At 71.8% G+C, this 26,985-nt stretch carries 25 protein-coding genes and 1 pseudogene; 18 read left to right on the top strand and 8 right to left on the bottom strand.

Features of this window, described 5'->3' with window-relative positions:
* On the top strand, positions 1 to 311 hold a 311-nt coding region (locus J7E97_RS27460; protein WP_215032574.1), incomplete at its 5' end, for a helix-turn-helix transcriptional regulator.
* Between the two features lie 224 nt (positions 312 to 535).
* The gene (locus tag J7E97_RS27455; protein WP_215032572.1) at positions 536 to 2,044 is read left to right on the top strand and encodes a DUF4246 domain-containing protein; all 1,509 of its coding nucleotides are present in this window, start codon (positions 536 to 538) and stop codon (positions 2,042 to 2,044) included.
* Positions 2,045 to 2,069: 25 nt separating this feature from the next.
* Here the strand turns inward: J7E97_RS27455 and J7E97_RS37115 are convergent.
* The 4 genes and pseudogenes from J7E97_RS37115 to J7E97_RS27440 all read right to left on the bottom strand — a co-directional run.
* Positions 2,070 to 2,159 (bottom strand): annotated as a pseudogene (locus tag J7E97_RS37115) (IS630 family transposase); the annotation flags it as partial.
* Between the two features lie 57 nt (positions 2,160 to 2,216).
* Positions 2,217 to 2,627 (bottom strand): rodlin, encoded by a 411-nt coding sequence (locus tag J7E97_RS27450; RefSeq protein WP_215032570.1) that lies wholly within the window; start codon positions 2,625 to 2,627, stop codon positions 2,217 to 2,219.
* Between the two features lie 335 nt (positions 2,628 to 2,962).
* Positions 2,963 to 3,157: a DUF5302 domain-containing protein gene (locus J7E97_RS27445; RefSeq protein ID WP_215032568.1), complete on the bottom strand. Its 195-nt coding sequence runs from the start codon at positions 3,155 to 3,157 to the stop codon at positions 2,963 to 2,965.
* Between the two features lie 81 nt (positions 3,158 to 3,238).
* Positions 3,239 to 3,682: a MarR family winged helix-turn-helix transcriptional regulator gene (locus tag J7E97_RS27440; RefSeq protein WP_215032566.1), complete on the bottom strand. Its 444-nt coding sequence runs from the start codon at positions 3,680 to 3,682 to the stop codon at positions 3,239 to 3,241.
* A gap of 143 nt (positions 3,683 to 3,825) precedes the next feature.
* On the opposite strand from J7E97_RS27440, the gene J7E97_RS27435 reads away from it, so the two are divergent.
* The 4 genes from J7E97_RS27435 (at position 3,826) to J7E97_RS27420 (ending at position 11,572) form a co-directional block, all read left to right on the top strand.
* Positions 3,826 to 5,376, top strand: coding sequence for an MFS transporter (locus tag J7E97_RS27435; protein WP_215032564.1), 1,551 nt, complete (start codon positions 3,826 to 3,828; stop codon positions 5,374 to 5,376).
* A 383-nt stretch (positions 5,377 to 5,759) separates the two neighbouring features.
* Positions 5,760 to 7,304: an aldehyde dehydrogenase family protein gene (locus J7E97_RS27430; protein WP_215032561.1), complete on the top strand. Its 1,545-nt coding sequence runs from the start codon at positions 5,760 to 5,762 to the stop codon at positions 7,302 to 7,304.
* A 107-nt stretch (positions 7,305 to 7,411) separates the two neighbouring features.
* Positions 7,412 to 7,999, top strand: a complete 588-nt coding sequence (locus tag J7E97_RS27425) for a HutD family protein (protein ID WP_215032558.1) — start codon at positions 7,412 to 7,414, stop codon at positions 7,997 to 7,999.
* A gap of 180 nt (positions 8,000 to 8,179) precedes the next feature.
* Positions 8,180 to 11,572, top strand: coding sequence for a CARDB domain-containing protein (locus J7E97_RS27420; protein ID WP_215032555.1), 3,393 nt, complete (start codon positions 8,180 to 8,182; stop codon positions 11,570 to 11,572).
* A gap of 18 nt (positions 11,573 to 11,590) precedes the next feature.
* Here J7E97_RS27420 and J7E97_RS27415 read toward each other — a convergent pair whose 3' ends face one another.
* A complete protein-coding gene (locus tag J7E97_RS27415) occupies positions 11,591 to 13,441 on the bottom strand; it encodes a glyoxal oxidase (protein ID WP_215032553.1) in 1,851 nt (616 codons plus the stop codon).
* Positions 13,442 to 13,656: 215 nt separating this feature from the next.
* On the opposite strand from J7E97_RS27415, the gene J7E97_RS27410 reads away from it, so the two are divergent.
* On the top strand, positions 13,657 to 14,328 hold the full coding sequence (locus J7E97_RS27410; RefSeq protein WP_215032551.1) for a DUF4360 domain-containing protein: 672 nt from the start codon (positions 13,657 to 13,659) through the stop codon (positions 14,326 to 14,328).
* 328 nt (positions 14,329 to 14,656) lie between these two features.
* Positions 14,657 to 14,905 (top strand): acyl-CoA carboxylase subunit epsilon, encoded by a 249-nt coding sequence (locus J7E97_RS27405; protein WP_374224249.1) that lies wholly within the window; start codon positions 14,657 to 14,659, stop codon positions 14,903 to 14,905.
* A 76-nt stretch (positions 14,906 to 14,981) separates the two neighbouring features.
* Here the strand turns inward: J7E97_RS27405 and J7E97_RS27400 are convergent, their stop codons facing one another.
* Positions 14,982 to 16,616, bottom strand: coding sequence for an FAD-dependent monooxygenase (locus tag J7E97_RS27400; RefSeq protein WP_215032549.1), 1,635 nt, complete (start codon positions 16,614 to 16,616; stop codon positions 14,982 to 14,984).
* A 224-nt stretch (positions 16,617 to 16,840) separates the two neighbouring features.
* Here J7E97_RS27400 and J7E97_RS27395 point away from each other — a divergent pair, with 224 nt between their 5' ends.
* The 7 genes from J7E97_RS27395 (at position 16,841) to J7E97_RS27365 (ending at position 22,087) form a co-directional block, all read left to right on the top strand.
* The gene (locus tag J7E97_RS27395) at positions 16,841 to 17,953 is read left to right on the top strand and encodes a SchA/CurD-like domain-containing protein (protein WP_215032547.1); all 1,113 of its coding nucleotides are present in this window, start codon (positions 16,841 to 16,843) and stop codon (positions 17,951 to 17,953) included.
* 73 nt (positions 17,954 to 18,026) lie between these two features.
* Positions 18,027 to 18,473, top strand: coding sequence for a cupin domain-containing protein (locus tag J7E97_RS27390; RefSeq protein ID WP_215032544.1), 447 nt, complete (start codon positions 18,027 to 18,029; stop codon positions 18,471 to 18,473).
* The gene (locus J7E97_RS27385) at positions 18,470 to 19,744 is read left to right on the top strand and encodes a beta-ketoacyl synthase (protein ID WP_215032541.1); all 1,275 of its coding nucleotides are present in this window, start codon (positions 18,470 to 18,472) and stop codon (positions 19,742 to 19,744) included. The genes J7E97_RS27390 and J7E97_RS27385 overlap by 4 nt, the downstream gene beginning before the upstream one ends.
* A complete protein-coding gene (locus tag J7E97_RS27380) occupies positions 19,741 to 20,976 on the top strand; it encodes a beta-ketoacyl synthase N-terminal-like domain-containing protein (RefSeq protein ID WP_215032538.1) in 1,236 nt (411 codons plus the stop codon). Before J7E97_RS27385 ends, J7E97_RS27380 begins: the two co-directional genes overlap by 4 nt.
* Positions 20,977 to 20,995: 19 nt before the next feature.
* Positions 20,996 to 21,253 carry a phosphopantetheine-binding protein gene (locus J7E97_RS27375; RefSeq protein WP_215032535.1) on the top strand — a complete coding sequence of 86 codons (258 nt, stop codon included), beginning with the start codon at positions 20,996 to 20,998 and terminating at the stop codon, positions 21,251 to 21,253.
* A 1-nt stretch (position 21,254) separates the two neighbouring features.
* Complete coding sequence (locus tag J7E97_RS27370) at positions 21,255 to 21,734, top strand: SRPBCC family protein (protein ID WP_215032532.1); 480 nt, start codon at positions 21,255 to 21,257, stop codon at positions 21,732 to 21,734.
* 20 nt (positions 21,735 to 21,754) lie between these two features.
* A complete protein-coding gene (locus J7E97_RS27365) occupies positions 21,755 to 22,087 on the top strand; it encodes a TcmI family type II polyketide cyclase (protein WP_215032529.1) in 333 nt (110 codons plus the stop codon).
* Between the two features lie 94 nt (positions 22,088 to 22,181).
* Here J7E97_RS27365 and J7E97_RS27360 read toward each other — a convergent pair whose 3' ends face one another.
* Positions 22,182 to 22,607 carry a hypothetical protein gene (locus J7E97_RS27360; RefSeq protein WP_251055234.1) on the bottom strand — a complete coding sequence of 142 codons (426 nt, stop codon included), beginning with the start codon at positions 22,605 to 22,607 and terminating at the stop codon, positions 22,182 to 22,184.
* 175 nt (positions 22,608 to 22,782) lie between these two features.
* On the opposite strand from J7E97_RS27360, the gene J7E97_RS27355 reads away from it, so the two are divergent.
* The 3 genes from J7E97_RS27355 to J7E97_RS27345 are packed head-to-tail and all read left to right on the top strand — an operon-like array spanning position 22,783 to position 25,534.
* The gene (locus tag J7E97_RS27355) at positions 22,783 to 24,030 is read left to right on the top strand and encodes a sensor histidine kinase (RefSeq protein ID WP_251055233.1); all 1,248 of its coding nucleotides are present in this window, start codon (positions 22,783 to 22,785) and stop codon (positions 24,028 to 24,030) included.
* On the top strand, positions 24,018 to 24,674 hold the full coding sequence (locus J7E97_RS27350; protein WP_308346819.1) for a response regulator transcription factor: 657 nt from the start codon (positions 24,018 to 24,020) through the stop codon (positions 24,672 to 24,674). The genes J7E97_RS27355 and J7E97_RS27350 overlap by 13 nt, the downstream gene beginning before the upstream one ends.
* Positions 24,671 to 25,534 (top strand): DUF4097 family beta strand repeat-containing protein, encoded by an 864-nt coding sequence (locus tag J7E97_RS27345; protein WP_215032524.1) that lies wholly within the window; start codon positions 24,671 to 24,673, stop codon positions 25,532 to 25,534. The genes J7E97_RS27350 and J7E97_RS27345 overlap by 4 nt, the downstream gene beginning before the upstream one ends.
* 3 nt (positions 25,535 to 25,537) lie before the next feature.
* Here J7E97_RS27345 and J7E97_RS27340 read toward each other — a convergent pair whose 3' ends face one another.
* Entirely contained in the window at positions 25,538 to 26,956 is a 1,419-nt protein-coding gene (locus J7E97_RS27340) for a GH1 family beta-glucosidase (protein ID WP_215032521.1), read from the bottom strand.
* Between the last annotated feature and the right edge of the window lie 29 nt (positions 26,957 to 26,985).

The following is a 26,985-nucleotide window of genomic DNA, read 5'->3' as shown; positions in this document are numbered from 1 at the left end:
CCGCGCTGCGGGCCGCCGCCGATGCCTTCGCCGAGGCCGGCGCCACCCCCTGGGCGGAGCTCGCGCGCGAGTCCTCGTCCGCCCCGTCCCCGTCCTCGGGCGAGGACGGCGGCGGGGCGCCGGGCCTGGCGGCCCTCACGGAGGCCGAGACCCGCCTCGCGCTGCTCGTCGCCGAGGGCGCGAGCAACCAGGAGGCGGCCGCGAAGCTCTTCGTCAGCGTGAAGACCGTGGAGGCCCGGCTGACGAGGATCTACCAGAAGCTCGACGTCCGGTCCCGGGCCCAGCTGGCCACCACGCTGCGCACGCGCTGATGTTGCGGCCTCAGAGGCCCATCGGACGACCCGACGACGACGCCGGCTGCACCATGCGCGCCGAGGGGCCGCTGATCGTGGCCGGGAACCACCCGGCCATCGGGCTGGATCGCCCGTGGCCAGCCTCAGCCCCGCGCCGTGTGGGGCCTGGGGCCGCCGCGGGGATGTCAGCGCCCCGGGCTATCCTTCCCGGCACCGCACACCGACCGTGAGGATCATCAGTAGTGACCGGCCTGTCCGCCTTCCCGCTTCCCTTCCAGAGCACCCGTTCCCCGGCGTTCACGACGCCCCGGACGTTGCGGGAGCTGCAGATGATGCAGTGCAGTTCGCACCTGCGCACCAAGCCCGCGTGGTTCGACAAGATGAACGACGCCGGCATCACCGCCCGGTGGACGCAGGAGGCGATGGCGCAGGGCATGACCAGAGCTCAGGTGCGCTACGTCCTCGCCGAGCTGGAGCACTACGCCGCCTTGCGGGACGCGCGCACCGGCATCGAAGTCTCCGCGGTCGACGGTGTCTGGCAGTCGGACACCCTCGTCGACGAGCAGCTCAGGACCCGGCTGCGCGAGGCGGTCCGGGTCCTGGAAGAGGCCCCCGAAGCGGCGCGGGACTGGCACCCCGGATCCGACGGCCAGGTGCTGGACCTCGTCCATCCCTCCCTGTTCTGTCTGGTGAGGGAGGCGAGCGGAGGTCCCGAGCAGGCGTGGCAGAACCCGACGAACCACTACGCGAAGTACGAGTTCTCGGAGCGGTTCCAGTGGCTGCCCACGGACGTCGACGTCAGCGAAGACGGAGCCGTCGCCTTCCGCTCGTACGTCAACAACGTCCACCCCGAAGGGCACCGCGCACTGGAGTCCGTCCTGCCGGACCTGTTCGCGCGCCTGCGCCCGCTGTTCGAGAACGTGCTCACCGATCTGCGCCACCCGCGGCCCCTGCGGATCGAGGCCGACCCCTACAGCTGGTATGACTCCGAGCCGGAGTACCCGCACAAGTCGTCCTACCCCGACAACGACGCCTACTTGGAGGCCCGCGCCGCCTGGGACGAGGCGTACGAGGAGTGGTTCGAGAACCGCCACCCGATCGTCCCGGACGCCCCGGAGTTCAGTCCGCCCGCCCTGCCCGACGCCGCCGCCCGCATCGACCTGCGCGGCCGCCGCCTCCAGGTCATCGTCAAGCTGGCCACCGTCCACCTCACACCGGACCAGCCCCAGTACGCCGGCGGTTCCTGGCACGTCGAGGGCATGCTGAACGAGCGGATCGTCTCGACCGGCATCTACTACTGGGACAGCGAGAACATCACCGAGAGCCGGCTGGGATTCCGCGCCGCCCTCGACGACCCGCACTACGAACAGAACGACGGCACCGGGCTGCGCGAGGTCTACGGCCTCGAGGACGAGGACGCCCTGAACCAGGTGCTGGGCGCGGTACCGACCCCGGAGGGCCGCTGCCTGGCCTTTCCCAACGTCCTCCAGCACCGCGTGGACGCCTTCCGCCTCGCGGACCCGACCCGCCCGGGCCACCGCAAGATCCTCGCGTTCTTCCTCGTCGACCCGACGCAGCGGATCGTCTCGACCTCGGACGTACCGCCGCAGCAGCCCTGGTCCGACACCACGACCATGACGCTGGAGCAGGCCAAGACGTACCGCGAGGAGCTCATGCAGGAAAGGAAGTTCTTCGTGGACGAACACAACGAGCAGCTCTACGAACGCGAGTTCTCCCTCTGCGAGCACTGAACCACTACGGCGGGGGCGCGGTGCCGAGCGCGGCCAGGGTGTTCGCGGCGCCCTTCTTCCTACGGTTGACGCCCCACAACGTGTCGTCGCCAACCGAGTAGCAGCCGTGGAAGAAACAACGCGCCTGCGCCAGGCCCCGGAGGGCGTGGCGCAGGCGCGCGGTCGCGGTGGTTCAGCTGCCGACGGCGCCGTTGCCGGAGAGGATCGGGATGTTGTCCAGGATGTGCGAGAGGGAGTCGTCGCCCTTGGCCTGGGTGGAGTTCTCGGTGCACTGCTGGTTCTGCGGGTTGGCGAGGACGTTGATGTCCTGGATGCCGACGTTGACCAGGGCCAGGACCGACTGGACGTTGACCTTCGCGGGCAGGCCGACACAGAGCTTGTTCAGCGAGCCCTGGATGGCGGACATCTGCGGGCTCATCTTGCCGCTGGTCTCCTGGTTGCCGTAGATCTGCGAGGCCCCGTTGCCGTTGACCGTGTTGACGCCGTGGTCGTTGCCGATCGCCATCGCCGGGGAGGCTACGGCGGCACCGGCACCCAGGACGGCGGCGGTGGCGGCTGCGGTGGCCATGAACTTCTTGAACATGTGGGGGATCCTTCTTCTGTCGCACTGTCGCATGAGATAGCTGCCCTCGGCGGGACGAGCTGCTCAACTGCCGTGGACACCGAGGGTTATCGCCCCTCACTCGACTGGCGCAACACTGCACCCCGCAGGTGACGTCCGGCATCGGCCGATTGACTCGAAGCCGCCGGATCGCGGGAGTGTGATCCCCGTACGCGTGCGTTCCCCTGGTCCGCGTGTGCCCGGGCGAACGCGTGCGCTCGGCCTGGCGCCGCCCTCGACCGGATCAGAACCTGTGTGGTCCCTGACCCCGTCGAGGTCGGCTGTCGCGCCGTCGCGTCATCGCGACCGCGCTGCGGTCAGCCGGTCTTGCGGCGGACCTTCTTGTTCTTGCCACCGGGGCCGTTGCCGCTGGAACCCTGGATCTTCGCCCGGCTCTGGTGTGCCTGCTGCGACTGGGCATTGGCGGCGTTGCGCTCCAGGGCCTCCTTGAACTTCCGCTTGGCTTCCTCGGCCGGCGATTCGTCCTGCGGGGTGTCGGTTTCTTCTGACATGTGTCCTCCTGGAGTGTTCTGAAGCCGTAGCAGTCTGTCAGGTGGCGTTTCCCCTGGCCAGCGCGTTCGGGTCGAGCGGTCTCAGGCGTCCTTCTCCAGCGTCGGGCGCAGCCGCTCCAGCAGGGCGTGGAGCGTCGCGCTCTCGGCGTCGTCCAGGGCATCGAGGGCGCCGTGCGTGGCCTGCATCTCCTCGCGCACGCGGCGGATCACGTCCCGGCCGGCGTCCGTGGCGACGACGTTCTTGACGCGCCGGTCGACGGGGTCGGGCTCGCGGCGCACCAGCTCGCGAGCCTCCAGCCGGTCCACGATCCCGGTGACGTTCGACGCGTCGCACACCAGCAGGGCGGCCAGGCCGCGCATCGGCAGCGGGCCCTTCAGCTGGGCGAGGACCTTGGCCTGGGTGGAGGTGAGGCCGTGGCGGGCGGCGGCGGCCGCGAAGTCGCGCCACTGGGCGGTGCCGATGGCGGCGAGCAGCTCCAGGAGCTCCAGCTTGGTCGGGACGGCGTGGGGGGTGGTGGCGCTCATGCCGCGAGCGTACCCAAGGTGCTTCAGATTATCAACCTTTTACTTGACCATCTGAACTATTGAGGTCTACCGTCTACTGGAGTCGAAGTACTTGATGACGTCAAACATCTGTGATCTGAAGCACTGAGAAGGTCTTCCCTGCCATGAGCCCCACCCCCTCCGCCACCGCCACCTCCCAGGAGGGCGGGCACCGCAACGAGACGGTCATCGTCTTCGCCCTGAGCCTGGCCGCCATGGTCGTGTCGATGATGCAAACGCTGCCGGTCCCGATCCTGGGCCTGATCCGCAACGACCTCGCCACCACCACCGCGAACGTCAGCTGGGTGACCACCGCCACCCTGCTCTCCGCCGCCGTCTTCACGCCGCTGCTCGGCCGCTTCGGTGACCAGCACGGCAAGAAGCCGACGCTGGTGGCCGTCCTCGGCGTCATGGTCGCGGGCTCCGTCGTCGCCGCACTGGCTTCCTCGCTTCCCCTGCTGATCGTCGGCCGGGTCCTCCAGGGAGCCGCCACCGCGATCTTCCCGCTCGCCCTGTCCGTCCTGCGCGAAGAGGTCCGCCCGCAGAAGCTCCCCGGCGCGATGGCCCTGGTCAGCGGCACGCTCGCGTTCGGCAGCGGGCTCGCGCTCGTCGCCACCGGCCTGCTGACCTCCGGCGCGGACTACCGCAACGCCTTCTGGATGGCCACCGGCTTCGCGGTGCTCGCGCTGCTCGCCGTCGTCTTCCTGGTCCCCGCGACCCGGCACAAGACCGGCGGCCGCACGGACTTCCTCGGTGCGCTCACCCTCGGCATCGCCCTGCTGCTGCTCCTGCTGCCGATCTCCCAGGGTCACGAATGGGGCTGGGCCTCCGGCCGCACGCTGGGCAGCTTCGCCGGCGCCGCCGTCATGACCGCGGTGTGGGTGCTGACCGAGCTCAAGGTCCGCGAGCCCCTGGTCGACATGCGGATGTTCATCCACCGTCCGGTGCTCATGGCCAACCTGGCCGGCATCCTCGTCGGCTTCGGCATGTTCGCGAACTTCCTGGGCGTCTCCTACCTCGTCCAGATGCCCAAGGCCCTGACCGGCTACGGCTTCGACGCCTCCATCCTGCGCGCCTCCGTCGAGTTCCTGCTGCCCGGCGCGATCGTCTCGCTCCTCGCCTCCCCGATCGGCGGCCAGCTGGTGCGCCACCGCGGACCGCGCGTCGCCCTGGCCCTCGCCTCCGCCCTCGGCGCCGCCGGATTCGGCTGGCTGGCCCTGGACCACGGCCACACCGCCTCGGTGATCGGTGCCGGCCTCATCGTCGGCGCGGCCGTCAGCTTCGGCTACGCGGCGATGCCCGCCGTCATCATGGCGAGCGTTCCGCACCACCAGAGCGGCATCGCCAACGGCATCAACTCGATCTCCCGCTCCACGGGCAGTGCGATCGGCAGCGCCATCGTCACCACGATCCTGGCGTCGAAGACGATCGAGCACCTTCCGGCCGGAGTTCCCGCGCTGCCGGCCGAATCCGGCTTCACCCTCACCTTCACCATCGGCGCCGTCGCCTTCGGCCTGGTCGCGGTGATCAGTGGACTGGGCCTGCGCGGCCGCCAGGGCCACCGGGCCGCCGAGGGCTCCGTACCGGCTGCCGCCCCGGCCGCGGCGAGCCCGACGGCGACCGCCCAGGAGGCCGCCCCGGCGGCGCAGGCGGCCGGGCAGGGCTCGGCCGTCTGACCGGATCCGCCGGTCTGCCGGTCAGCCGGTCCGTCGGTTAGCCGGTCAGCCGGTCCGCCGGTCCGTCCGGCACCAGGCGCCCCGTCCCCTGCGATCCGCAGGGGACGGGGCGCCTCGCCGTTTTCACGCTGTCGCTGTCGCTGCCCTGGCCTTCTGCCCTGCCGAGGTCCGGCTCCCCGCCGTGCCCCCGCCGGTTCTCCGGGACCGCCCTGCCGGTCCTCGAGTGACGCGCCGTTGACCGGTGGGATGGTTCATCGCGCACACGCAGTAGGTACGGACCGATCAGACGCCCCGGAGCCTCGGAGTGGGGCCGCCCCGGTGCGCGGGCGCCCGGACGCGAGCCACCTCCCCGCCCCGCCCACCCCTTGAGCGGAGATTCACAGATGGCACAGCCCACCCTTGTCCTCAAGTCCGGCACGGCCTGGTCGGATGTCTGGAGGCGTGCTCTGGCCGTGGCTCCGGAGGCTTTCCGTGAGGACCGTGTCCTGAACCTGTGGGACGGATCCTGGCAGGGCGGCGGCCGTACGCTGCCCGCCACCAGCCCCGTGGACGGCAGTCCGATCGTGGGTCCGCCGCGTCTGGATGCCGCTACCGCGTCCCGTTCCGTACGGGCTTCCCTCGATCAGCACCGGGCGTGGCGGCATGTCCCGCTGCCCGAGCGGCGGGCCCGGGTCGGGGCGGCCCTCGACGCGCTGGCCGGGCACCGGGAGTTGCTGTCGCTGTTGCTGGTGTGGGAGATCGGCAAGCCGTGGCGGCTCGCGCAGGCCGATGTGGACCGGGCCATCGAGGGTGTGCGCTGGTACGTGGAGAACATCGAGGGCATGGTGGAGGGCCGCAGCCCGCTCGATGGTCCGGTCTCCAACATCGCGAGCTGGAACTATCCGATGTCGGTGCTGGTCCACGCGATGCGGGTCCAGGCCCTGGCCGGCAATGCCGTCATCGCAAAGACCCCCACCGACGGCGGTCTCGCCTGTCTCACCCTGGCCGCCGCCCTGATCCGGCGCGAAGGGATCCCCGTCACCTTGATCAGCGGGAGCGGCGGGGAACTGTCCGAAGCCCTGGTCCGGTCGGCGGAGATCGGCTGCGTCTCCTTCGTCGGCGGCCGCGATACGGGTGCCCGGATCGCGACGGCTGTCACCGACCTGGGCAAACGCCACATCCTGGAACAGGAGGGCCTCAACACCTGGGGCATCTGGGAACACACCGACTGGACGAACCTGGGCACCGTCATTCCCAAACTCTTCGACTACGGCAAGCAGCGCTGCACCGCATATCCCCGCTTCGTCGTCCAGCGCACCGCCTTCGACGCGTTCCTCGCCGCCTACCTCCCCGCCGTCGCCTCGGTCCGTACCGGCCACCCCCTCGCCGTCGCCCACCCCGACGACCCGCTGCCCGAACTCGACTTCGGCCCCCTGATCAACGCATCGAAGGCCAAGGAACTCACCGACCACGCGGCCGAAGCCGTCGAGCGGGGCGCGGTCCCGCTCTTCCGGGGTGTTCTGGATCCGGCCCGTTTCCTGCCGGGTCAGGACACCTCGGCCTACATGGCTCCGCTGGCCCTGCTCAGCCCGCCGGCCTCCTCGCCGCTCCACCACGCGGAGCCCTTCGGCCCGGTCGACACGATCGTTCTCGTGGATACCGAGGCCGAGCTCCTGGCGGCGATGAACGCTTCCAACGGCGCGCTCGTCGCGACGCTCTCCACCGACGACCCGGCCACCTTCAGCCGCCTCGCCCCGCAGATCCGGGCTTTCAAGATCGGCCAGGGCAAACCCCGCTCGCGCGGCGACCGCGAGGAACTCTTCGGCGGCTTCGGAGCCTCCTGGCGCGGAGCCTTCGTCGGCGGCGAACTCCTCGTCCACGCCGTCACCAACGGCCCCGACGCCGAACGCCTCCCCGGCAACTTCCCCGCATACCAACTGACCCCTTGACGGGTCCACGGCGGTGACCCCGCCGCCGGGCGACCTCTCGGACGCCGGGGCCGCTGGTTAGGCTCGACCGGGCCCGGAAGACATCTCTCCGGGCCCGGAAAGGTGTCATGACCAGCGAAGCAGCGATCCGGATCTTGCGGGCGGCCGACCGCCCGGCGGCCCGGTGGAAGAACGGCGGCGGAGTGACCCGGGAGATCGCCGCCGGGCCCGAGGGTGCCGGGATGGAGGACTTCGGGTGGCGGGTCAGTCTCGCCGAGGTCACCGCCGACGGCCCCTTCTCCGCCTTCCCGGGCGTCGACCGCACGCTCACCCTGGCCGAAGGCGCCGGCATGGACCTTGTGATCGGCGGGGTACGGCGCCTCGTGGACCGGCGGTACGCGCCCCAGCGGTTCCCCGGGGACGAGCCGACCGATTGCCGCCTGCTGGCCGGTCCGGTCGTGAACTTCAACGTGATGCACCGCAGGGGAGTGGCGGCCGACACCGCCGTCGTACGGGGCGACCTCGCGCTCGCCGTCCGGCCGGGCCAGACCCTCCTGATCGTTGCCCTGGAGGGCGCGGCCGAGGTGGAAGCCTCCGCCGAACTGGGACCGTACGACGCCCTCTTGGTGACGGGAGAACGGGAACTGCTGCTTCGGAGCTCCGGGCACGCGGCGGTGGTCCGCCTCGCCCCCGTGCCGGGGACTCCCGCGGTCTGACCGGAGATCGTTCAAGACCCGTGTGTGCGCGAGGCGTTGACAAACTCGTCAGCTGATAGAAACCTGTGGCGCCATGGCCGCATAACAGCGACTGGATCACTCAAAAACTAGAGAAGACTGCGCAAGTTTGCGGCAGACGCGGCTGCGTCGGGCCGGTCCCCTCATGGAACAGAGGACAGCATGAGATGGAAGCAAGGCGGCCGGCGCGTGCTGGCCGGTCTCGTGGTCGCCGGGCTGATGGCCCTCGGCCTTCTGCCCGCCACCCTCGCCGCCGCCGCGGGCGGCCCCAACCTCGCCCTCGGCAAGACGGTCACCGCGAGCGGATCCCTGGGCGGATACGGGGCCGGGGCAGCCACCGACGGCAACCAGGGCTCGTACTGGGAGAGCCCCTCGGGCGCCTTCCCGCAGTGGATACAGGTCGACCTCGGCAGCAGCGTCTCCGTGGACCAGGTCGTGCTGAAGCTGCCCGCCTCGTGGGAGATGCGCACCGAGACGCTGACCGTCCAGGGCAGCACGGACGGGAGCACCTTCAGCACGCTGTCGGCCTCCACGGGACGGGTGTTCAACCCGGCCCGGTCCAACACCGTGACCATCGCCTTCCCCGCCGCGACCGTGCGCCAGGTCCGGCTGGGCATCAGCGGCAACACCGGCTGGCCGGCCGCGCAGATATCGGAGTTCGAGGTCTACGCGGCCGACGGCGGCGGGGACCCGGGGGACCCCGGTGACCCGGGCACCCCTCCGGCCGGGGTGAACCTGGCCAAGTCCAAGCCGATCGAAGCCTCCTCCACCACCCAGTCGTTCGTCGCGTCCAACGCCAACGACGACAGCGTCACCAGCTACTGGGAGGCGGCCGGCCAGCAGTCCACGCTGACCGTGAAGCTCGGCTCCAACGCCGATGTCACCGGGGTGGTCCTCAAGCTCAACCCCGACCCCGCCTGGTCCCACCGCACCCAGAGCTTCGAGATCCTCGGCCGTGAGCAGTCGGCGAGCGGCTTCAGCACGCTCAAGGCCCGCGCCGACTACGCGTTCAGCCCGTCCGGCAACCAGAACACCGTGACCGTCCCGGTCACCGGCCGACTCACCGACGTCCAGCTGAAGTTCTCCGGGAACACCGGGGCCGGCGGCGGCCAGGCCGCCGAGTTCCAGGTCATCGGAGCCGCCGCCCCGAACCCGGACCTGACCGTCACGGACCTGTCCTGGTCCCCGGCGGCCCCGTCCGAGAGCGACGCCGTCACCGTGGGCGTCACCGTCCGCAACGCCGGTACGGTCGTCTCGCCGGCCACCTCCGTCAACGTCAGCATCGAGGGCGCGGTCGCGGGCAGCGCCCCCGTCGGCGCCCTCGCCGCCGGCGCCTCGGCCACCGTCCCGGTCTCGGTCGGCAAGCGCCCGATGGGCAGCTACACGGTCTCGGCCGTCGTCGACCCGGCCGACACCGTCGTCGAACAGGACAACACCAACAACAGCCGCACCGCCGCGGCGAAGCTCGTCGTCGGCCAGGCCCCCGGTCCCGACCTCGAAGCCCTGTCCATCACCACGAATCCGGCCAACCCCGCCGTGGGCGCCCCGGTTTCCTTCACGGTCGCCGTCCACAACCGCGGCACCACCGCCGTCGGCGCGGGCACCGTCACCCGGCTGGTCGCGGGCGCCACCACGCTGAACGGCCCCACCCCCGCGATCGCGGCCGGCGCGACCGTCGACGTACCGATCAACGGCACCTGGACGGCGGTCAGCGGCGGGGCCACCCTCACCGCCACCGCCGACGGGACCGGCCTCGTCGCCGAGACCAACGAGAACAACAACAGCTACTCCCGGGCCGTGGTCGTCGGCCGTGGGGCGGCGCTCCCGTACACCGAGTACGAGGCGGAGGCCGGGACCTACACGGGCACCTTGCTGCGGAGCGACGCCAAGCGCACCTTCGGCCACACCAACTTCGCCACCGAGTCCTCGGGCCGCGAATCGGTCCGCCTCACCTCGACCGGCCAGTACGTGCAGTTCACCTCGACCGGCCAGGCCAACTCGATCGTCGTGCGCAACTCGATCCCCGACGCCGCGAACGGCGGCGGCGCCGATGCCACCATCAGCCTCTACATCAACGGAAGCTTCGCCCAGAAGCTCAGCCTGTCCTCCAAGTACAGCTGGCTCTACGGCAGCACCGACAGCCCCGAGGGCCTGACCAACACCCCCGGCGGCGACGCCCGTCGCCTCTTCGACGAATCCCACGCTCTTCTCGCGCAGAGCTACCCGGCCGGCAGCACCTTCCGCCTCCAGCGCGACGCGGGCGACACGGCCTCGTACTACGTCATCGACCTCGTGGACCTGGAGCAGGTGGCGCCCGCGGCGGCCAAGCCCGCCGAGTGCACCTCGATCACCGACTACGGCGCGGTCCCCAACGACGGCATCGACGACACGGCCGCCCTCCAGAAGGCGGTGACCGCCGACCAGAACGGGCAGATCGCCTGCGTCTGGATCCCGCGGGGCCAGTGGCGCCAAGAACAGAAGATCCTCACTGACGACCCGCTCGACCGGGGCCAGTTCAACCAGGTGGGCATCAGCAACGTCTCCATCCGCGGCGCGGGCATGTGGTACTCGCAGCTCTACACGCTGACCGCGCCGCAGAACGCGGGCGGCATCAACCACCCGCACGAGGGCAACTTCGGCTTCGACATCGACGACAACACGCAGATCTCCGACATCGCCATCTTCGGCTCGGGCACGATCCGGGGCGGCGACGGCAACGCCGAGGGGGGCGTGGGCCTGAACGGCCGCTTCGGCAAGAACACGAAGATCACCAACGTGTGGATCGAGCACGCGAACGTCGGTGTCTGGGTGGGCCGTGACTACGACAACATCCCCGCCCTGTGGGGCCCCGGCGACGGTGTCGAGTTCAGCGGCACGCGGATCCGCGACATCTACGCCGACGGCATCAACTTCGCCAACGGCACCCGCAATTCGACGGTCTTCAACTCCTCCTTCCGGACCACCGGCGACGACTCCCTCGCGGTGTGGTCGAGCAAGTACGTGAAGGACCAGTCGGTGGACCTCGGCCACGACAACCACTTCCGCAACAACACCATCCAGCTGCCCTGGCGGGCCAACGGCATCGCCGTCTACGGCGGTTACGGCAACACCATCGAGAACAACCTGATCTACGACACCATGAACTACCCCGGCATCATGCTCGCGACCGACCACGACCCGCTGCCCTTCTCCGGGCAGACCCTGATCTCGGGCAACGGACTGTTCCGCACCGGCGGCGCCTTCTGGGGCGAGGCCCAGGAGTTCGGCGCGATCACGCTCTTCGCGGCCAACCAGCCGATCCCTGGCGTCACCATCCGCGACACCGACATCTACGACTCGACCTACGACGGCATCCAGTTCAAGACCGGCGGCGGGGCCGTGCCCGACGCGAAGGTCACCAACGTGCGCATCGACAAGTCCAACAACGGGGCCGGCATCCGGGCCCACGGCGGGGCGCGCGGCAGCGCGACCCTGTCGAACCTCACCATCACCGGCTCGGCCGACGGCGACGTCGTGGTCGAACCGGGATCGCAGTTCGTGATCAACGGCAGGTAGAGCGGTGACCGGAACGGTTCACCGCCTGCCGAGTTTGATCCACCTCGCCGTGCTGGGCACGCCCTTCCCGTCGAGGAGGAACAGCATGTAGTAACCGGGCGGGGCGTCGGCCGCGGTGGCCGGCGCCCGCAGCCCGATCGTGCGGCCGCGTACGCCCGTCATCCGCAGCTCCAGATGGCGCTGGCTGGTGTTCACCGCGTGCGTGACGGTGGTCGGCGCCAGCAGCACGGCGCGCCGCACCCCGGCGGCGTCCGCGCTCTCGACGGAGAACTCCGCGTCGTGGGCGAGTTCGCCCCCCGGGACCCGGTCGAGCGCCGGCCGGGCGCCCGCGTGGAGGTAGGGCGGCTCGTAGATCTCGATCGAGCCGTCCATGCCGTCCTTGATGTCGGGGTCGTTGGCGATCTGCTGCAACTCGTCCCCGGTGACCATCACCCGGCCGTCCGGCAGCACCAGCGCGTTGGAGTGGTACCCCCGGGGCAGCCGCTGGGCCGGACCCAGCCGCCACCGGCCGTCCGCGCCGCGCAGTTCGGTCTGCCGGTACTTCAGATCGGCCTTCGGATTGAACGGCCCGAAACCGTAATCCCGCGTGTCCAGCGCCCCGTTGACGGTCAGGAGTTTCCCGTCCGGAAGGATCAGCGTGTCGTCCTGGGTCCGGCCGAAGGCGCGCGGTTCCTCCGTGGTCCAGGCCCCGCCCGACAGCCGGTACGTATGCGGGTCGCGCGGGTCACCACCGAGCACCAGCACCGAGTCCGGGCCCCGCGAGCCGGCCGGCAGGGGCACGGCGGAGCCGTAGCCCCGGAAGTCCGCGGGCCGCCGGGGCAGATCCGTACGGGTCTGCGCGCGCGGGTCGAAGAGCCACTGCTGGTCGGCGTCGCGCCCGAGCCCGTAGATCATGCCGTCGCGCAGCGAGAAGAGGTGCGGGTAGTCGTTGCGGAACGGCGCGTCGGAGCGCAGCCGCTGCGAGGCGATGCCCAGCGGGATGTCGAACGGCCGCCAGGGGACCGGATGTCCGAGCGCGGGGAACCGCTCCACGACCGCGGTCGGGGTCCCCGTACCGCGTTCGGACTGGCCCGACATGATGATCTGGCGGCCGTCGGCGCCGGTCACCACCGACGGGTACCAGCGGCCCACGGCCATGTCGCGGTTGCGGTACCAGCCCTCGGTCCACGGATCGAAGACGAAGGAGAGCTTCGCGCCGCTGCCGCCCTTGCCGCCGGTGTTGCCGCCGAAGACGCCCAGCATCCCGTTGGGGAGGAACGAGTGGCCCGCGCAGAAGAACGGCGCGGGGCGCGGCGCGTGCGTGCCGTCGGGCATCAGCACGACGGGCGGCGTGACCTTCTTGAACGCCCGGGCCCCCGTCCCCTTCGCCGGGTCCCACAGGTAGGCACGGCCCGCGTTCGTCGGCCCGATCCGGTCGGTGGGGCCGGTCTCCTTGGTGGGGTCGGTCTCCACCCGGGAGAAGGAGAAGAGCAGCACCTTCCCGGTGGGCAGCTGGGCCACGTGCACGCCGAAGTCGGGGGAGGGGAAGTAGTCGGTGAACCGGCCCGAGACCGCCGGGTCGAAAGCGGCGTTCGCCTCGCGCTGCGAGAGGCGCAGCGCCTCCAGGCTGTCCGTGCGCCGGGACTGGGGATACCCCGCCGTGCCCTTGGCCGCGCGGCGCAGCTCGGCGTGGGCCCGTGCGTGGTCCGCGCCGACGACGGCGGCCTCGCCCGGATCGCTCCGGCCGCCGGCGGCGTGCGACGCGTCGTGCGCGGCGTCGTGCGACGTGTCGTGCGCGACGGCGGGTGTGGCGGCGGTTGTGGTCGCGAGGAGCAGGGCGGAGACGACCGCGGCGGCGGACAGCAGGGCGGGCCGTTGCAGGCGGCGCATGGGACTCCTCGGCGCGGACGGTTCAGCGAGAGGCTCATCGTAGGAAATACCGGTATGAAAGCCATCCCGTGACGCGGCCGACGCCCCGACCTTGGGCCGTTCGGCCGCCCCGCACGCACTGCCCGAACGTTTCTCCGGTGAACGGGCCCGGCCATCGGAGTGAGGCCGCGCATCCATTCACGGGTCCGCCGCCCGCGGCCAGCTTCCATGGCGGGATGATCACAACACTGCGCACCGCGCTCGGCGCCGCCGCCGTAGCCGGCAGCCTCCTCGCGCTCCTACCCGCTCCCGTGGCCGGGGCCGCGGGCGGCCCGGGCTCCGTCGTCGCACCCTCGGACAGGGTGACCGTCGACGTCGCCACGATCAACGGCTCCGGTTGCCGGCCGGGCAGCGCCACCGTCGCCGTGGCCGAGGACAACTCGGCCTTCACCGTCACCTACAGCGAGTACCTGGCCATGGCGGGAGGCAACAGCTCTCCGACCGACGGCCGCAAGAACTGCCTGCTCTCCCTGCACGTCCACGTACCGCAGGGGTACACGTACGCCGTCGCGCAGGTCGACTACCGGGGCTTCGGCAGCCTCCAGGCGGGCGCGATCGGAACCCAGAAGGCCAGCTACTACTTCCAGGGCATGAAGCAGACCGAGTACCGCACCCACAAGTACCGGGGCGCCCTCAACGACAACTGGCAGGCGTCCGACACCACGGGCATCGAAGCCCTCGTGTTCGCCCCCTGCGGCGAACTGCGCAACTTCAACATCAACACGGAGCTGCGCGCCGAGACCGGCACCTCGGACGCGTCGAAGACCAGCTACATGGCCCTCGACTCGACGGACGGCAGCATCAACAGCGTCTACCACTTCTCCTGGAAGAAGTGCCCGGCCCGCTGATCCGCCCCGGCGCCCCACACGCGGCAGGCCGCCGCGCGCGGCTCCCCCTCAGGAGTTCTCCCGCGCGGCCGCCTGCCGCTGCCGCTTGCTCAGCGGGGCCGGCGCGTCCAGGACGTCCTCCTCGGCCTCGACACCGGCATTTCCGACGCGCCGTCACCCGGACGGCCCAGCACCGGCCGACCGCCACGGCCCCGTCACCGGGCGGGTCGCGCGCCCCTGACCTGGGCGATCGCGCCCGGCCCGGCATGCCGGGCGCGTTGCCCGCCGCTAGCGTCGGCTACGTCCGGAGTCCCTGGTGATTCCGCGAGGGGGGTCCTGCGATACGTCTGTGCGAGAGGCCGAGCCGATGCTGAAGGACGCACCGATAGCCCCGATAGCCAGCCTGCTCCGTGTGGAGAAGGGCGTGGCCGCCCCCGAGGAACTCGCCGCCATCGCCGTGGTGGTCGCCTGCTTCGCCCGCCGCAACGCCGCCGGCAGCGGGCAAGATCCCGACACCACGACCACCGCCGTCGCCCGCCGCAGGCGCCCCGCGCACCACGGCTCCGGCTGCTGGGCGGGCTGCTGGGCCTGCGGCTGACGCGCCCCCGCAAACGCCCCTGCCCCCGGCCCGCTTACGGGCCGGCGGCAGGGGGACCATCCGGTGGAGCGGCCGCTCAGGCCCGGCGCAGCACCGTCGCCAGCGCCTCGTACAGCGCCGCCTCGGGATCGGCCACCGCGCCCTGCGAGCGCCACGCGACGAACCCGTCCGGCCGCACCAGCAGCGCGCCCGCCTCCGTCAGCTCGTGCACCTCGGTCCAGTCGGCTCCCGCCTCCTGCACCAGATCGGCGTCCGGACCGGATCCGACCGCATAGGCGTCCAGCTTCGCCGACAGCCGTTCGGCGACCTGCCGCGCGGCCGCCTGCCACGGCGTGCCCGTGCCGCTGAGCAGCACGAACGAGCGCTCGTACAGGTCGAGGGTGGAAACCCGCTCACCGTCGGCCCGGGTCAGCCACATGTGCGGCGCGCGGGTGCCGACGTCGCCCTTCATCCGCAGACCCTCGGGGATGATCGGCCGGTCCTCGTCGGCGCCGACGACCGCCCCGCGCGGGTACGCGTACGCCATCGCCGTCGTCAGGACCCCGCTGCCCGGTCCGCCGCTCATGGTCGGCGGCGGCGCGTACCCCGGGTGGTTGTGCTCCGCCGAGCGGGCCGAGGCGCGCTCGCTCGTCGCCCGCGCCACCGGCAGGCGCTCGGCCTCGTACGTGTCGAGGAGCTCGATGCCGGCCGACCCGTCGAGGACCGCCGCGATCTTCCAGGCCAGGTTGTGCGCGTCCTGGATGCCCGTGTTGGAGCCGAACGCCCCCGTCGGGGACATCTCGTGAGCCGCGTCACCGGCCAGGAACACCCGCCCGGTCGAGTACCGCTCGGCGACCCGCTCGGCCGCGTGCCAGGGCGCCTTGCCGCCGATCTCCAGGTCCAGGTCCGGGACGCCGATCGCCGCGCGGATCTGCCGGGCGCAGCGCTCCTCGGTGAAGTCCTCCAGGGTCTCGCCCCGGTCCGGGTGCCACGGAAGGTGGAAGACCCACTGGGTGTCGTTGTCCACCGGCAGCAGCGCCCCGTCCGCACCCGGCTTCATCAGGTAGCAGACGATGAACCGCAGGTCGCCCAGCACCTCGACGAGCTGCCGCGACCGGAACGTGACGCTGACGTTGTGGAACAGCTCGCCGCTGCCCGTCTGGGGGATCCGCAGCTGCTCGCGCACGGGGCTGCGCGGCCCGTCCGCCGCGATCAGGAAGTCGGCGCGCACGGTGGCGTGCTCGCCCGTCTCCCGGTCCTTGACCAGGGCGTTCACCCCGGTCGCGTCCTGGTCGAAGCTCAGCAGCTCCGTGGAGAACCGGATGTCGGCCCCCTGCGCGCGGCTCTGCGCCGCGAGGATCGGCTCGATGTTGTTCTGGCTGCACACGCACCAGCCGGTCGGACTGAACTTGCTCAGCGCCCCGGCCGGGTCGATGGCCTTGACGAGCCACTTGTGGTCGCCGCCCAGCAGCGACTCCGTCTGGAGGATGCCCATGTTGTTCTCCAGCACGGAGGCCGCCCGGCGGATCGCGCCCTCAGCCCCGGCCGTACGGAACAGCTCCATGGTCCGGGCGTTGATGCCCCGCCCGCGCGGGTGGTCGGATGTGCCGGCGTGCTTCTCGACGAGCAGGTGCCTGATGCCGTGGCGGCTCAGAAACAGCGAAGTGGACAGACCCACGAGGGAGCCGCCCACGACGAGAACCGGTACGCGAACATCTGCGGTGTCTTCCATCAGCTGCGAGCTCCTGGTTTCTGTGTGGGGGAGTGGACTCTTTATGCCCCCGATCGACGGCCGGGCCCAGGAGATCCGCCGGTTGTCACCCGCTTGATCCGGAGATGTAGCGGTACGTGCGCCACCGGATGACGATGAGCCACAGCGGAGCCCCCGGACGAGGGTTCGTACGCGACGGAACGCCACGCCCTCGACGAAGGGCCCCCCTACGAAGGAGCGAGCAGATGACGACCACGCTGTCAGAACGGGTGTCGCAGTCCGCCTTCGACGGCTCGATGCTCCGCGTCGTCCTGCTGATGGACCTCCACGAAGGAGCCCAGCAGCGATTCTTCGAGGCCTACGAGCAGCTGCGCCACGACATCGCCTCGGAACCGGGCCACATCAGCGACCAGCTCTGCCAGTCCTTCGAGAACCCCTCGCAGTGGCTCATCACCAGCGAGTGGGAGAGCGCCCCGCAGTACCTCGCCTGGGTCAACAGCGAGCACCACGCCGAGCAGGTGCGCCCCCTCGGCGCCTGCGCCCGCTCCATGCGGCCGCTGAAGTACACCGTCCTGCGCGAGACCGGCCGCGGCTACCAGGGCGCGCGCCGGACCTCCGGCGCACGCCTGCAGGAAGCACCCCGGCTCGGAGCGGGCATCGTGCGCCACGCCCTGACCTTCACGGTCAAGCCCGGCAGCGAGAAGGAGGTGGCCGAGATCCTCTCCAGCTACGCCTCCCCCGCCGCCGACGTCGACGGCCACACCCGGCTCTGCCGGACCTCCCTGTTCATGCACGGCAACCGCGTCGTGCGTACGGTGGAAGTGCGCGGCGACCTGATGTCGGCCCTGCGGCACGTCTCCGAACAGCCCGAAGTACGGGCCGTCGAAGAAGCCATCAACCCGTACCTCGAACAGGACCGCGACCTCGGCGACCCCGAGTCCGCCCGGATGTTCTTCATGCGGGCCGCGCTGCCGGCCGTCCACCACGTCGCCGCCCGCGAAGCCGGCGCCGAGGACCGCTCCGACGTACGCAGGCACGCGCTCTTCTACCCGGCCAAGCCCGGCTGCGGTCCCGCGCTCGCCAAATTCCTGGCCCGCCAGGACGAAGCCGCCGCCCACCGGCCCGACGCCCCCACGGTGAGCAGCAGCATCTTCCAGCGCGACGACATCGTCGTACGCCTCATCGACGTGCGCGGCCCGCAGGGCTCCGGGCTGGAGACCGCCTTCGGCGTCCGCGGACCGCGCAAGGCGGCCGTCCTCGCCCGCCTGATGACCTCCCCCGACGACCATGGGTCCGCGTCCGCCGTCCGCCACACCATGAGCCTCATCACCGACCGCCGGGCCCCCGCCGAGCGCTGACCCGCAGCGGCGCCACCCCGGACCTCCACCCACCAGCCCCGTCCAGGCTTCCCACGCCAGGAGGAACACCGCCATGACGAAACAACGCCCACCGCACATCGTGGACCTCAGCGAGACCCAGCCCAACACCAGGCGCGGCGGCGACCTGAGGGCCGTGCTCACCCCGACGTCGGTGGGCTGCACGAGCGGCTTCATGGGCCTGGCCGTCATGGCCCCGGGCGAGCACATCGCCGAGCACTACCACCCGTACTCCGAGGAGTTCGTGTACGTGGTCAGCGGCACGCTGGAAGTGGACCTCGACGGCGAGGCCCACCCGCTGCGCACCGACCAGGGCCTGCTCGTCCCCCTCAACGTGCGCCACCGCTTCCGCAACGTCGGTGACACCGAGGCCCGCATGGTCTTCCACCTCGGCCCGCTCGCCCCCGACCCGAAACTGGGGCACGTCGACACGGAGGAAGCCGTCCACCCGGAAGGCTCCGCGTGGGAGCGTCCTCCGGACCGCACGGCGGTGGTCTCATGACCCGCCGTCGGGTGGCCGTCACCGGGGTCGGCGTCGTCGCCCCGGGCGGGATCGGAACCTCCGCCTTCTGGGACCTGTTGTCCAACGGCCGTACGGCGACGCGCGGCATCACCCTCTTCGACCCGACCGGCTTCCGCTCCCGGATAGCCGCGGAGGTCGACTTCGATCCCGCCGAACACGGCCTCGGCGCCGAAGAAGCGGCCCGGGCGGACCGGTACATCCAGTTCGCCCTGGTCGCGGCCGGCGAGGCACTGCGGGACGCCGGACTCGACCTCGGCACCGACGAAGCCTGGCGCACCGGAGTCTCCCTCGGCACCGCCGTGGGCGGCACCACCCGCCTGGAACACGACTACGTGGCCGTCAGCCAGTCCGGGGCCTGGTGGGACGTCGACCACCGGCTCGCCGGACGCCACCTGCACCGGGCGTTCACCCCGGCCACCCTGGCCTCCGCCGTCGCGGAGAAGACGGGAGCCCGAGGCCCGGTCCAGACCGTCTCCACCGGCTGCACCTCCGGCCTCGACGCCATCGGGTACGCCGTCCACTCCATCGCCGAAGGGCGCATGGACGTGTGCATCGCCGGCGCCTCCGACTCACCCGTCTCGCCCATCACGGTGGCCTGCTTCGACGCCATCAAGGCCACCTCGCCGAACAACGACGACCCCGCCCACGCGTCCCGGCCCTTCGACGCCGACCGCGACGGGTTCGTCCTCGGCGAAGGCGGGGCCGTCCTGGTCCTGGAGGAGCTGGAACACGCCCGCGCCCGCGGCGCGACCGTCTACTGCGAGATCGGCGGCTACGCCACCTTCGGCAACGCCCACCACATGACCGGGCTCACCACCGACGGCCTGGAGATGGCCCGCGCCATCGAAACCGCCCTCGCACAGGCCCGGATAGGCGCGCACGAGGTCGACTACGTCAACGCGCACGGCTCCGGGACCAAGCAGAACGACCGCCACGAGACCGCGGCGGTCAAAAGGGTCCTGGGCGACCACGCCTACAAGACGCCGATGACCTCCATCAAATCCATGGTGGGGCACTCCCTCGGCGCCATCGGGGCGATCGAACTGGCCGCCTGCGTCCTGGCGATGACCCACCAGGTGGTCCCGCCGACGGCCAACTACGAGACCCCCGACCCCGAATGCGACCTGGACTACGTCCCGCGCGTCGCCCGAGAACGCACGCTGCGCAGCGTGCTCTCCGTCGGCAGCGGCTTCGGCGGCTTCCAGTCCGCAGTCGTCATGACCCGGCCCAAAGAGGAGGTGGTCTCGTGAGCGGTCGCACCGTCATCACGGGCATCGGGGTCGTCGCACCCAACGGCATCGGCGCCGACGCCTTCTGGAAGGCGACCCAATCGGGCACCGCCGTCCTCGGCCGGATCACCCGGGAGGGCTGCGAGCACCTGCCGCTGCGCGTCGCGGGCGAGGTACGAGGTTTCGACGCGGCCTCGATGGTCGAGGAGCGCTTCCTCGTCCAGACCGACCGCTACACCCACCACGCCCTCGCCGCGGCCGACCTGGCCCTGGAGGACGCCCGGCTCGGCCGGGCCGACTACGAGGACGACCCCTTCTCGATCGGCGTGGTCACCGCGGCCGGCTCCGGCGGCGGCGAGTTCGGGCAGCGGGAGCTGCAGCACCTGTGGGAGCAAGGACCGCGCTACGTCGGCCCCTACCAGTCCATCGCCTGGTTCTACGCCGCCAGCACCGGGCAGATCTCCATCCGCCGGGGCCTCAAGGGCCCGTGCGGGGTGGTCGCCGCCGACGAGGCCGGCGGACTCGACGCCTTCGCGCACGCCACCCGGGCGATCCGCCAGGGCAGCCGCGCCATGCTCGTCGGAGCCACCGAAGCGCCCCTGGCGCCCTACTCCATCGTCTGCCAGCTCGGGTACGAAGCGCTGAGCACGCACGAGGACCCCGAGCGGGCGTACCGGCCCTTCACCGACAAGGCCTGCGGCTACGTACCCGCCGAAGGCGGCGCGATGTTCCTCGTCGAGGACGAGCGGTCGGCCCTGCGCCGCGGCGCGTCCGTCCGGGCCGTCCTGGCCGGGCACGCCGCGACCTTCACCAGCCCGCACCACCCCGAGACGGCGGGCGAGTCCGGCGAGGGACTCGCCCGCGCCATCACGGGCGCCCTGCGGGACGCGGGCTGCGCCCCCGAGGAAGTCGACGTCGTCTTCGCCGACGCGCTCGGCACCCCCGAGGCCGACCGGGCCGAAGCCGCCGCGATCCTCTCGGCCCTCGGCGGACACGGGCGCACCGTCCCGGTGACGGCACCCAAGACGGGCACTGGCAGGGCCTATTGCGCCGCCCCCGCCCTCGATACCGCCGCCGCGGTCCTCGCCCTGGAGCACGGCGTCGTCCCGCCCACGCCGAACGTCTTCGACGTGTGCCACGACCTCGACGTGGTGACCGGCAGCGCCCGCCCCGCGGAGCTGCGCACCGCGCTCGTCCTGAGCCGGGGCCTCATGGGCTCCAACGCCGCGCTCGTGATCCGTAACCCCTCCTAGAGACAGAAGGAGCCCGCTCATGTCCGAACGACTGACCGTCGAGGAACTGGCCGCCCTGATGAAGTCCGGCGCCGGCATCACCGTCGACCCGGCCGAGATGCAGAGGCGCCCGGACTCCAAGTTCGACGACTTCGGCCTCGACTCGCTGGGCCTGCTCGGCATCGTGGGCCTGCTGGAGAACAAGCGCGGCCGGGCCCTGCCCACCGACGCGGACCGCTGCAAGACCCCCAAGGAGTTCCTCGAACTCGTCAACGCCAGCCTGATGACCGGAGCTTGAGATGGCAGGACACACCGAGAACGAGATCACCGTCAAGGCGCCCATGGACACGGTCTGGGAGATGACCAACGATCTCCCCGCCTGGCCGGAGCTGTTCAGCGAGTACGCCTCGCTGGAGATCCTGGAGGAGGACGGGCTCACCACCCGCTTCCGCCTGACCATGCACCCCGACGAGAACGGCACGGTGTGGAGCTGGGTCTCCGAACGCACCCCCGACCCCGTCACCCGCACCGTGCGCGCCCGCCGCGTCGAGACCGGCCCGTTCGAGCACATGGACATCCACTGGCAGTACTTCGAGGTGCCCGGAGGCACCCGGATGGTGTGGACCCAGGACTTCGCGATGAAGCCCCAGGCACCCATCGACGACGCCGGCATGACCGCGCGCATCAACCAGAACTCCAAGATCCAGCTGGAACTGATCCGGGACAAGATCGAACAGCGCGAACGCGAGAGCCGTACGCCCGCCGTCACCCGCGTCTGAGAAGAAAGGCAGCACTCCCGATGCATCGCGCCCTCATCGTCGCCCGCATGGCGCCGCAGTCCGCCCCCGACATCGCCGAGCTCTTCGCGGCCTCGGACGCGGGCGAACTGCCCCACCTCGTCGGAGTCAGCCGCCGGAGCCTCTTCCAGTTCGGCGACGTGTACATGCACCTCATCGAGTCCGAGCGCCCCCCGGGACCGGCCATCGCCCAGGTGACCGACCACCCCGAATTCCGGGAGCTCAGCGACCGGCTGACCGCTTACATCAGCCCGCACGACCCGGAGACCTGGCGCAGCCCCAAGGACGCCATGGCCCAGGAGTTCTACCGCTGGGAGCGCCCCCGTACGCGATAGCCGTACGCGGCACGGCGCGCGACCGGCAGGCCTCGGGCCCCGCACCCACCTGGTGCGGGGCCCGCCACCGTGGCCGCTCACGCACGGCCCCGGCTCACGCACGGCGGGCCGCCACCGTCGCGCAGAGCACGGCCAGCGGCAGCTCCACCCCGGCCGCCAGCAGCAGCGCCAGCGCCTGCTCGCTCCCGGCCGAGGTCGTGACGTCGAACCAGGCGTCCATCACGAGCAGCGCCGCCGTCGCCGCCGACACCGGGACCACCCGGGCGTCCCGGCGACGCAGCAGCAGCCCCGTCCCCGTCAGCCCCGCCGCCAGCAGCACGTCCAGGCCTATCCACGCGGTCGCCCAGTTGGACACCTCGGCGCTCTGCGGCAGCGTCCTGGCCAGGACCAGCATCCACGGCACCAGCGCCAGCCCCGCTCCGGTGAGCACCGTCGCCGTACGGGGAGCGGTCCGGACGACCGAACGACGAACGGTACGGACGGCCGGACGGGGACGAACCTGCGGGGCGACGAGGGCCATGGCTGCGAGTCTCCTTCCGCCCCGCGGAACGTCCGCCGGGCACACCACAAGACTCGTCCGCCGGGCCGCCCGAATCAGTAGCCCCACGGTCCGAACCGGGGGTGGTGCCAGGTACACCCCCGACCGGGCACCAGCGTGGTGGCAACGCCCTGGCCAGGGCGATTACCGTACGTGCATGGCAAGTTCCGGCGCGCTGCGGCGTACATTCACCTGGACCACGGCACATGCGCCCTGGTCCGCCTGGGCCTGGCGCAACACCGCCTTCACCGCGGCCGCGATCCCACCCGCCCTGCCCCTCGCCGCGGGCTTCTTCTTCCTCCTCAGCACCCCCGCACACAGCTCCGTCCCGCTGCTCCTCGTCCTCGCCCTGTCACCCCTGCTCACCGTCCTCCAGCGCAACCGCTGCTGGTCGCTCCTCGGCGTCGACATTCCGCCCGCGGCCCGCGAACACCCCTGGCACAGCATCCGCGGCCTGACCGAACGGCTGCGCTCCGAGGCGACCTGGCGGCAGTACGGCTACCACTTCCTCGTCAGCCCGCTCGCCGCCCTCGGCGCCGCACTGCTGGTCCTCACCTGGGCCGCCGGCGCCGTCTGCGCCACCGTGTACGCCTGGTCCTGGACGCTGCCCGAGACCGGCGGCTCGGACTGGAGCCGCCAGTACGACCTGCTCACCACGCTCGGCGGCCTCCTGCTCCTCGCCGCGCCCTGGTTCGCCGCGCTCCTCGCCCGACTCGACGCCGGCGCCGCACTCGTGCTCCTGGGCCCCAACCGGGCCCGCGAACTGGAACGCCGCGTCGAGGACCTCGCCGAGAGCCGGGCCGGCGTCCTGGACGCCGCTGACCTCGAACGCCGCCGGATCGAGCGCGACCTCCACGACGGAGCCCAACAGCGCCTGGTCGCCCTCGCCATGAACCTCGGCATAGCCCGCGCCACCCTTCCCGGGCTGCCCCCCGAAGCCAAGGCCGTCATCGACGAGGCCCACCGCGAGGCGAAGGAAGCCATCGAGGAGCTCAACAGCCTCGTCCGCGGCCTCCACCCGGCCGTCCTGGAGGACCGGGGGCTCGACGCCGCCCTGTCCGGCATCGCCGCCCGCGCCCCCCTGCCCGTCGAGCTCACCGTGGACCTCGCCGTCCGCCCCGGCCCCACCGTGGAAGCCGTCGCCTACTTCGTCGTCTCCGAAGCCCTCGCCAATGTCGCCAAACACGCCCGCGCGAAACGCTGTTCGGTCCACGTGGCCCGCACCGCCGCCGACCTGCTGCGGCTCACCGTCACCGACGACGGAGTGGGCGGCGCCGACCCCGCCGCGGGCACCGGCCTGACCGGCCTGCGCAAGCGCGTAGGGTCGGTCGACGGAACCATCATGATCGACAGCCCCGTCGGGGGCCCGACCACCGTGACTGTGGAGCTGCCGTGCGGGCTGTGATCGCCGAGGACTCCGTCCTGCTGCGCATCGGACTGGTGAAAGTCCTCGAAATGGCCGGATTCGAGGTGGCCGCCGAAACCGGTGACGCCGAGTCCCTGCTCGCCGCCGTCGAAGAGCACCGGCCCGAGCTCGCCCTCGTCGACGTCCGGATGCCGCCCGGCTTCACCGACGAAGGCGTCCGCGCGGCCCTCATGATCCGGCAGCAGAGCCCCGACACCGCCGTCCTGCTCCTCTCCCAGTACGTGGAGGAGCGCTATGCCGCCGACCTGCTCGCCACCCAGAGCGGCGCGGGCATCGGCTACCTCCTCAAACAACGCGTCGCCGACGTCGAGGAGTTCATCGACGCCCTGCGGCGCGTCGCGGGCGGCGGCACCGCGCTCGACCCTCAGGTCGTCGCCCAGCTCCTGCTGCGCCGCCGCGGCGGCCCCGACCCCCTCGAACGCCTCACCCCGCGCGAACGCGAGGTACTGGCGCTGATGGCGGAAGGCCGCTCCAACGCCGGCATCGCCGCCGAACTCGTCGTGAGCGAGAGCGCCGTCGCCAAGCACATCAACAACATCTTCGCCAAGCTCGACCTGCCCGTCGCCGACGGCGACCACCGCCGGGTCCTCGCGGTCCTGCGCTTCCTGGACGGCACCCCGTGACCCCGGCGGCGGCTCCCACCGCGACCCAGACCGCCACCCCGGCCGGGGCCGCGCCGCCACCACGCCCCAAGCGCCGCCTTCCCTGGATCCTCGCCGCCCTGCTCGGCGCGGTCTTCGTCGTCCTCCCCGCCGCCTGGCAGGCCGGGGCCTACGGTGCCACCCGCACCGCCACCCTGCACGGCGGCAGCGCGGGGCACCCGGTGAGCGCCCTGCGCATCGCGGGCGGCGGCGGCGCGAACATCACGGTCCGCCCGCGCGGGGACCAACAGGTCGGCTACCGCGCCGAGGTCGCCTGGTCACACGAGAAGCCCGTCATCGAGGAGAGCTGGCAAGACGGCACCCTCACCCTGACCCCCCGCTGCCCCGACGAGGACTCCTGGCTGACCGGCGGACTCTCCTGCTCCGTCCAACTCGGCATCGGCGTCCCCGCAAACCTCCCCGTCACGGTCACGGCGACCTCCGGCCGCATCGACATCGGCGGCCTCGGCGGACCAGTCGACGCACGGGTCGACTCCGGCCAGGTCCAGCTCACCGGGCTGCGCGGCGCGGTCCGAGCCCGCGCGGGTTCCGGCAGGGTGGTCGCCACGGCACTCACCGCGCCCGAGATCGCGCTCGTCATCGGCTCCGGCCTGGCCACCGTCGACTTCGTCGCCCCACCGCAGAAGGTGACCGCCGACATCGGAAGCGGCCGGCTGGCTCTCACCGTCCCCGACGCCACCACCTTCCGGGTCGCCCAGCAGACCGGCTCGGGCCGCATCGACCTCGGACCGGGCCTGGCCGAACCGGCCTCCCCGCGCACCCTGGACCTCACCGTCGGCTCCGGCCGCGTCGACGCCCGGTACCTCGACCTGCTGGGCTGAGCCTCACGGTTCGAGCCCGCCGCGGGCGATGACCTCCGCGTACCAGCGCGCGCTGTCCTTCGGCGTACGCCGCTGCGTGGTGAAATCCACGTGGACGATGCCGAACCGCTTGCTGTAGCCGTACGCCCACTCGAAATTGTCCAGCAGTGACCACACGAAATAACCGCGCACGTCCGCCCCGTCCTCGATCGCCCGGTGCACGGACGCCAGGTGTCCCCGCAGGTACGCGATCCGCTCCGGGTCGTGCACCGCGCCCCCGCCCTGCGGATCGACATGGTCCGCGTAGGCCGCACCGTTCTCCGTGATCAGCAGCGGCACACCGGGCAGCTCGTCGCGCAGCCGCGTCAGCAGCTCGTACAGTCCGCTCGCGTCCACCGGCCAGTCCATCGCCGTACGGGGACCGGGCGCGGGCAGGAAGCGCACGCGCCCCTCCGCACCCGGCCACGGCGACGGCTCGGTGCCGGGGGAGACCGGGGCGGCGGCGGCGACCACCGTGGGGGAGTAGTAGTTCAGGCCCAGCCAGTCGATCGGCTCGCAGGCCGCCGCGAGGTCCCCGTCCCGGACGAACGACCAGTCCGTGAGCGCGGCGGTGTCCCGGACGAGATCGCGCGGAAGCCGCCCGCGGAAGACCGGATCGAGGAAGATCCGGTTGCCCACCGCGTCGATCCGCCGCGCGGCGTCCACATCGGCGGCCGAATCCGTCAGAGGCCGCACCGCGTGCAGGTTGAGCGTCAGCGACACCTCCGCCGGCCCGGGCAGGGCCGCGCGCAGCGCCCGTACGCCCAGCCCGTGGGCCAGATTGAAGTGATGCGCGGCCCGCAACGCGGCCTCCGGCTCGGTGCGGCCCGGGGCGTGCACCCCGGAGGCGTAGCCGAGGAAGGCGGCGCACCACGGCTCGTTGAAGGTGGTCCAGCTCGCCACCCGGTCCCCGAGCGCCCCCGCGATGTGCCCCGCGTACTCGGCGAACCGCTCGGCCGTATCGCGGTGCGGCCAGCCGCCGCGGTCCTCCAGCTCCTGCGGCAGGTCCCAGTGGTAGAGCGTGGCCACCGGCCGGATCCCCGCCTCCAGCAGCGCGTCCACCAGCCGCCGGTAGAAGTCCAGCCCGCGCTGTACGACGGGCCCGCGACCCGTCGGCTGCACCCTGGGCCAGGCCACCGAGAAGCGGTAGTCGCTCACGCCGAGCCGCTTCATCAGGGCCACGTCCTCGGCCATCCGGTGGTAGTGGTCGGCGGCGGTGTCCCCGGTGTCGCCGCCCAGCACCTTGCCGGGGGTACGGCTGAAGGTGTCCCAGATCGAGGGCGTACGCCCGTCGAGCGCGACCGCGCCCTCGATCTGGTACGCGGCCGTCGCGGTGCCCCACCGGAACCCGGGGGGAAAGCGGAGCGTCGCCCCCGTGGCGGGGGACGCGTCGACAGTGGTCATGGAAGGACTCCTGGGAGAGGTGAGGAGGG

This window comes from Streptomyces sp. ISL-66, from assembly GCF_018614135.1.
Taxonomy (GTDB): Bacteria; Actinomycetota; Actinomycetes; order Streptomycetales; family Streptomycetaceae; genus Streptomyces.
Note: the sequence above shows the minus strand (reverse complement) of the source record. Positions and strands in the feature narration are given on the sequence as shown.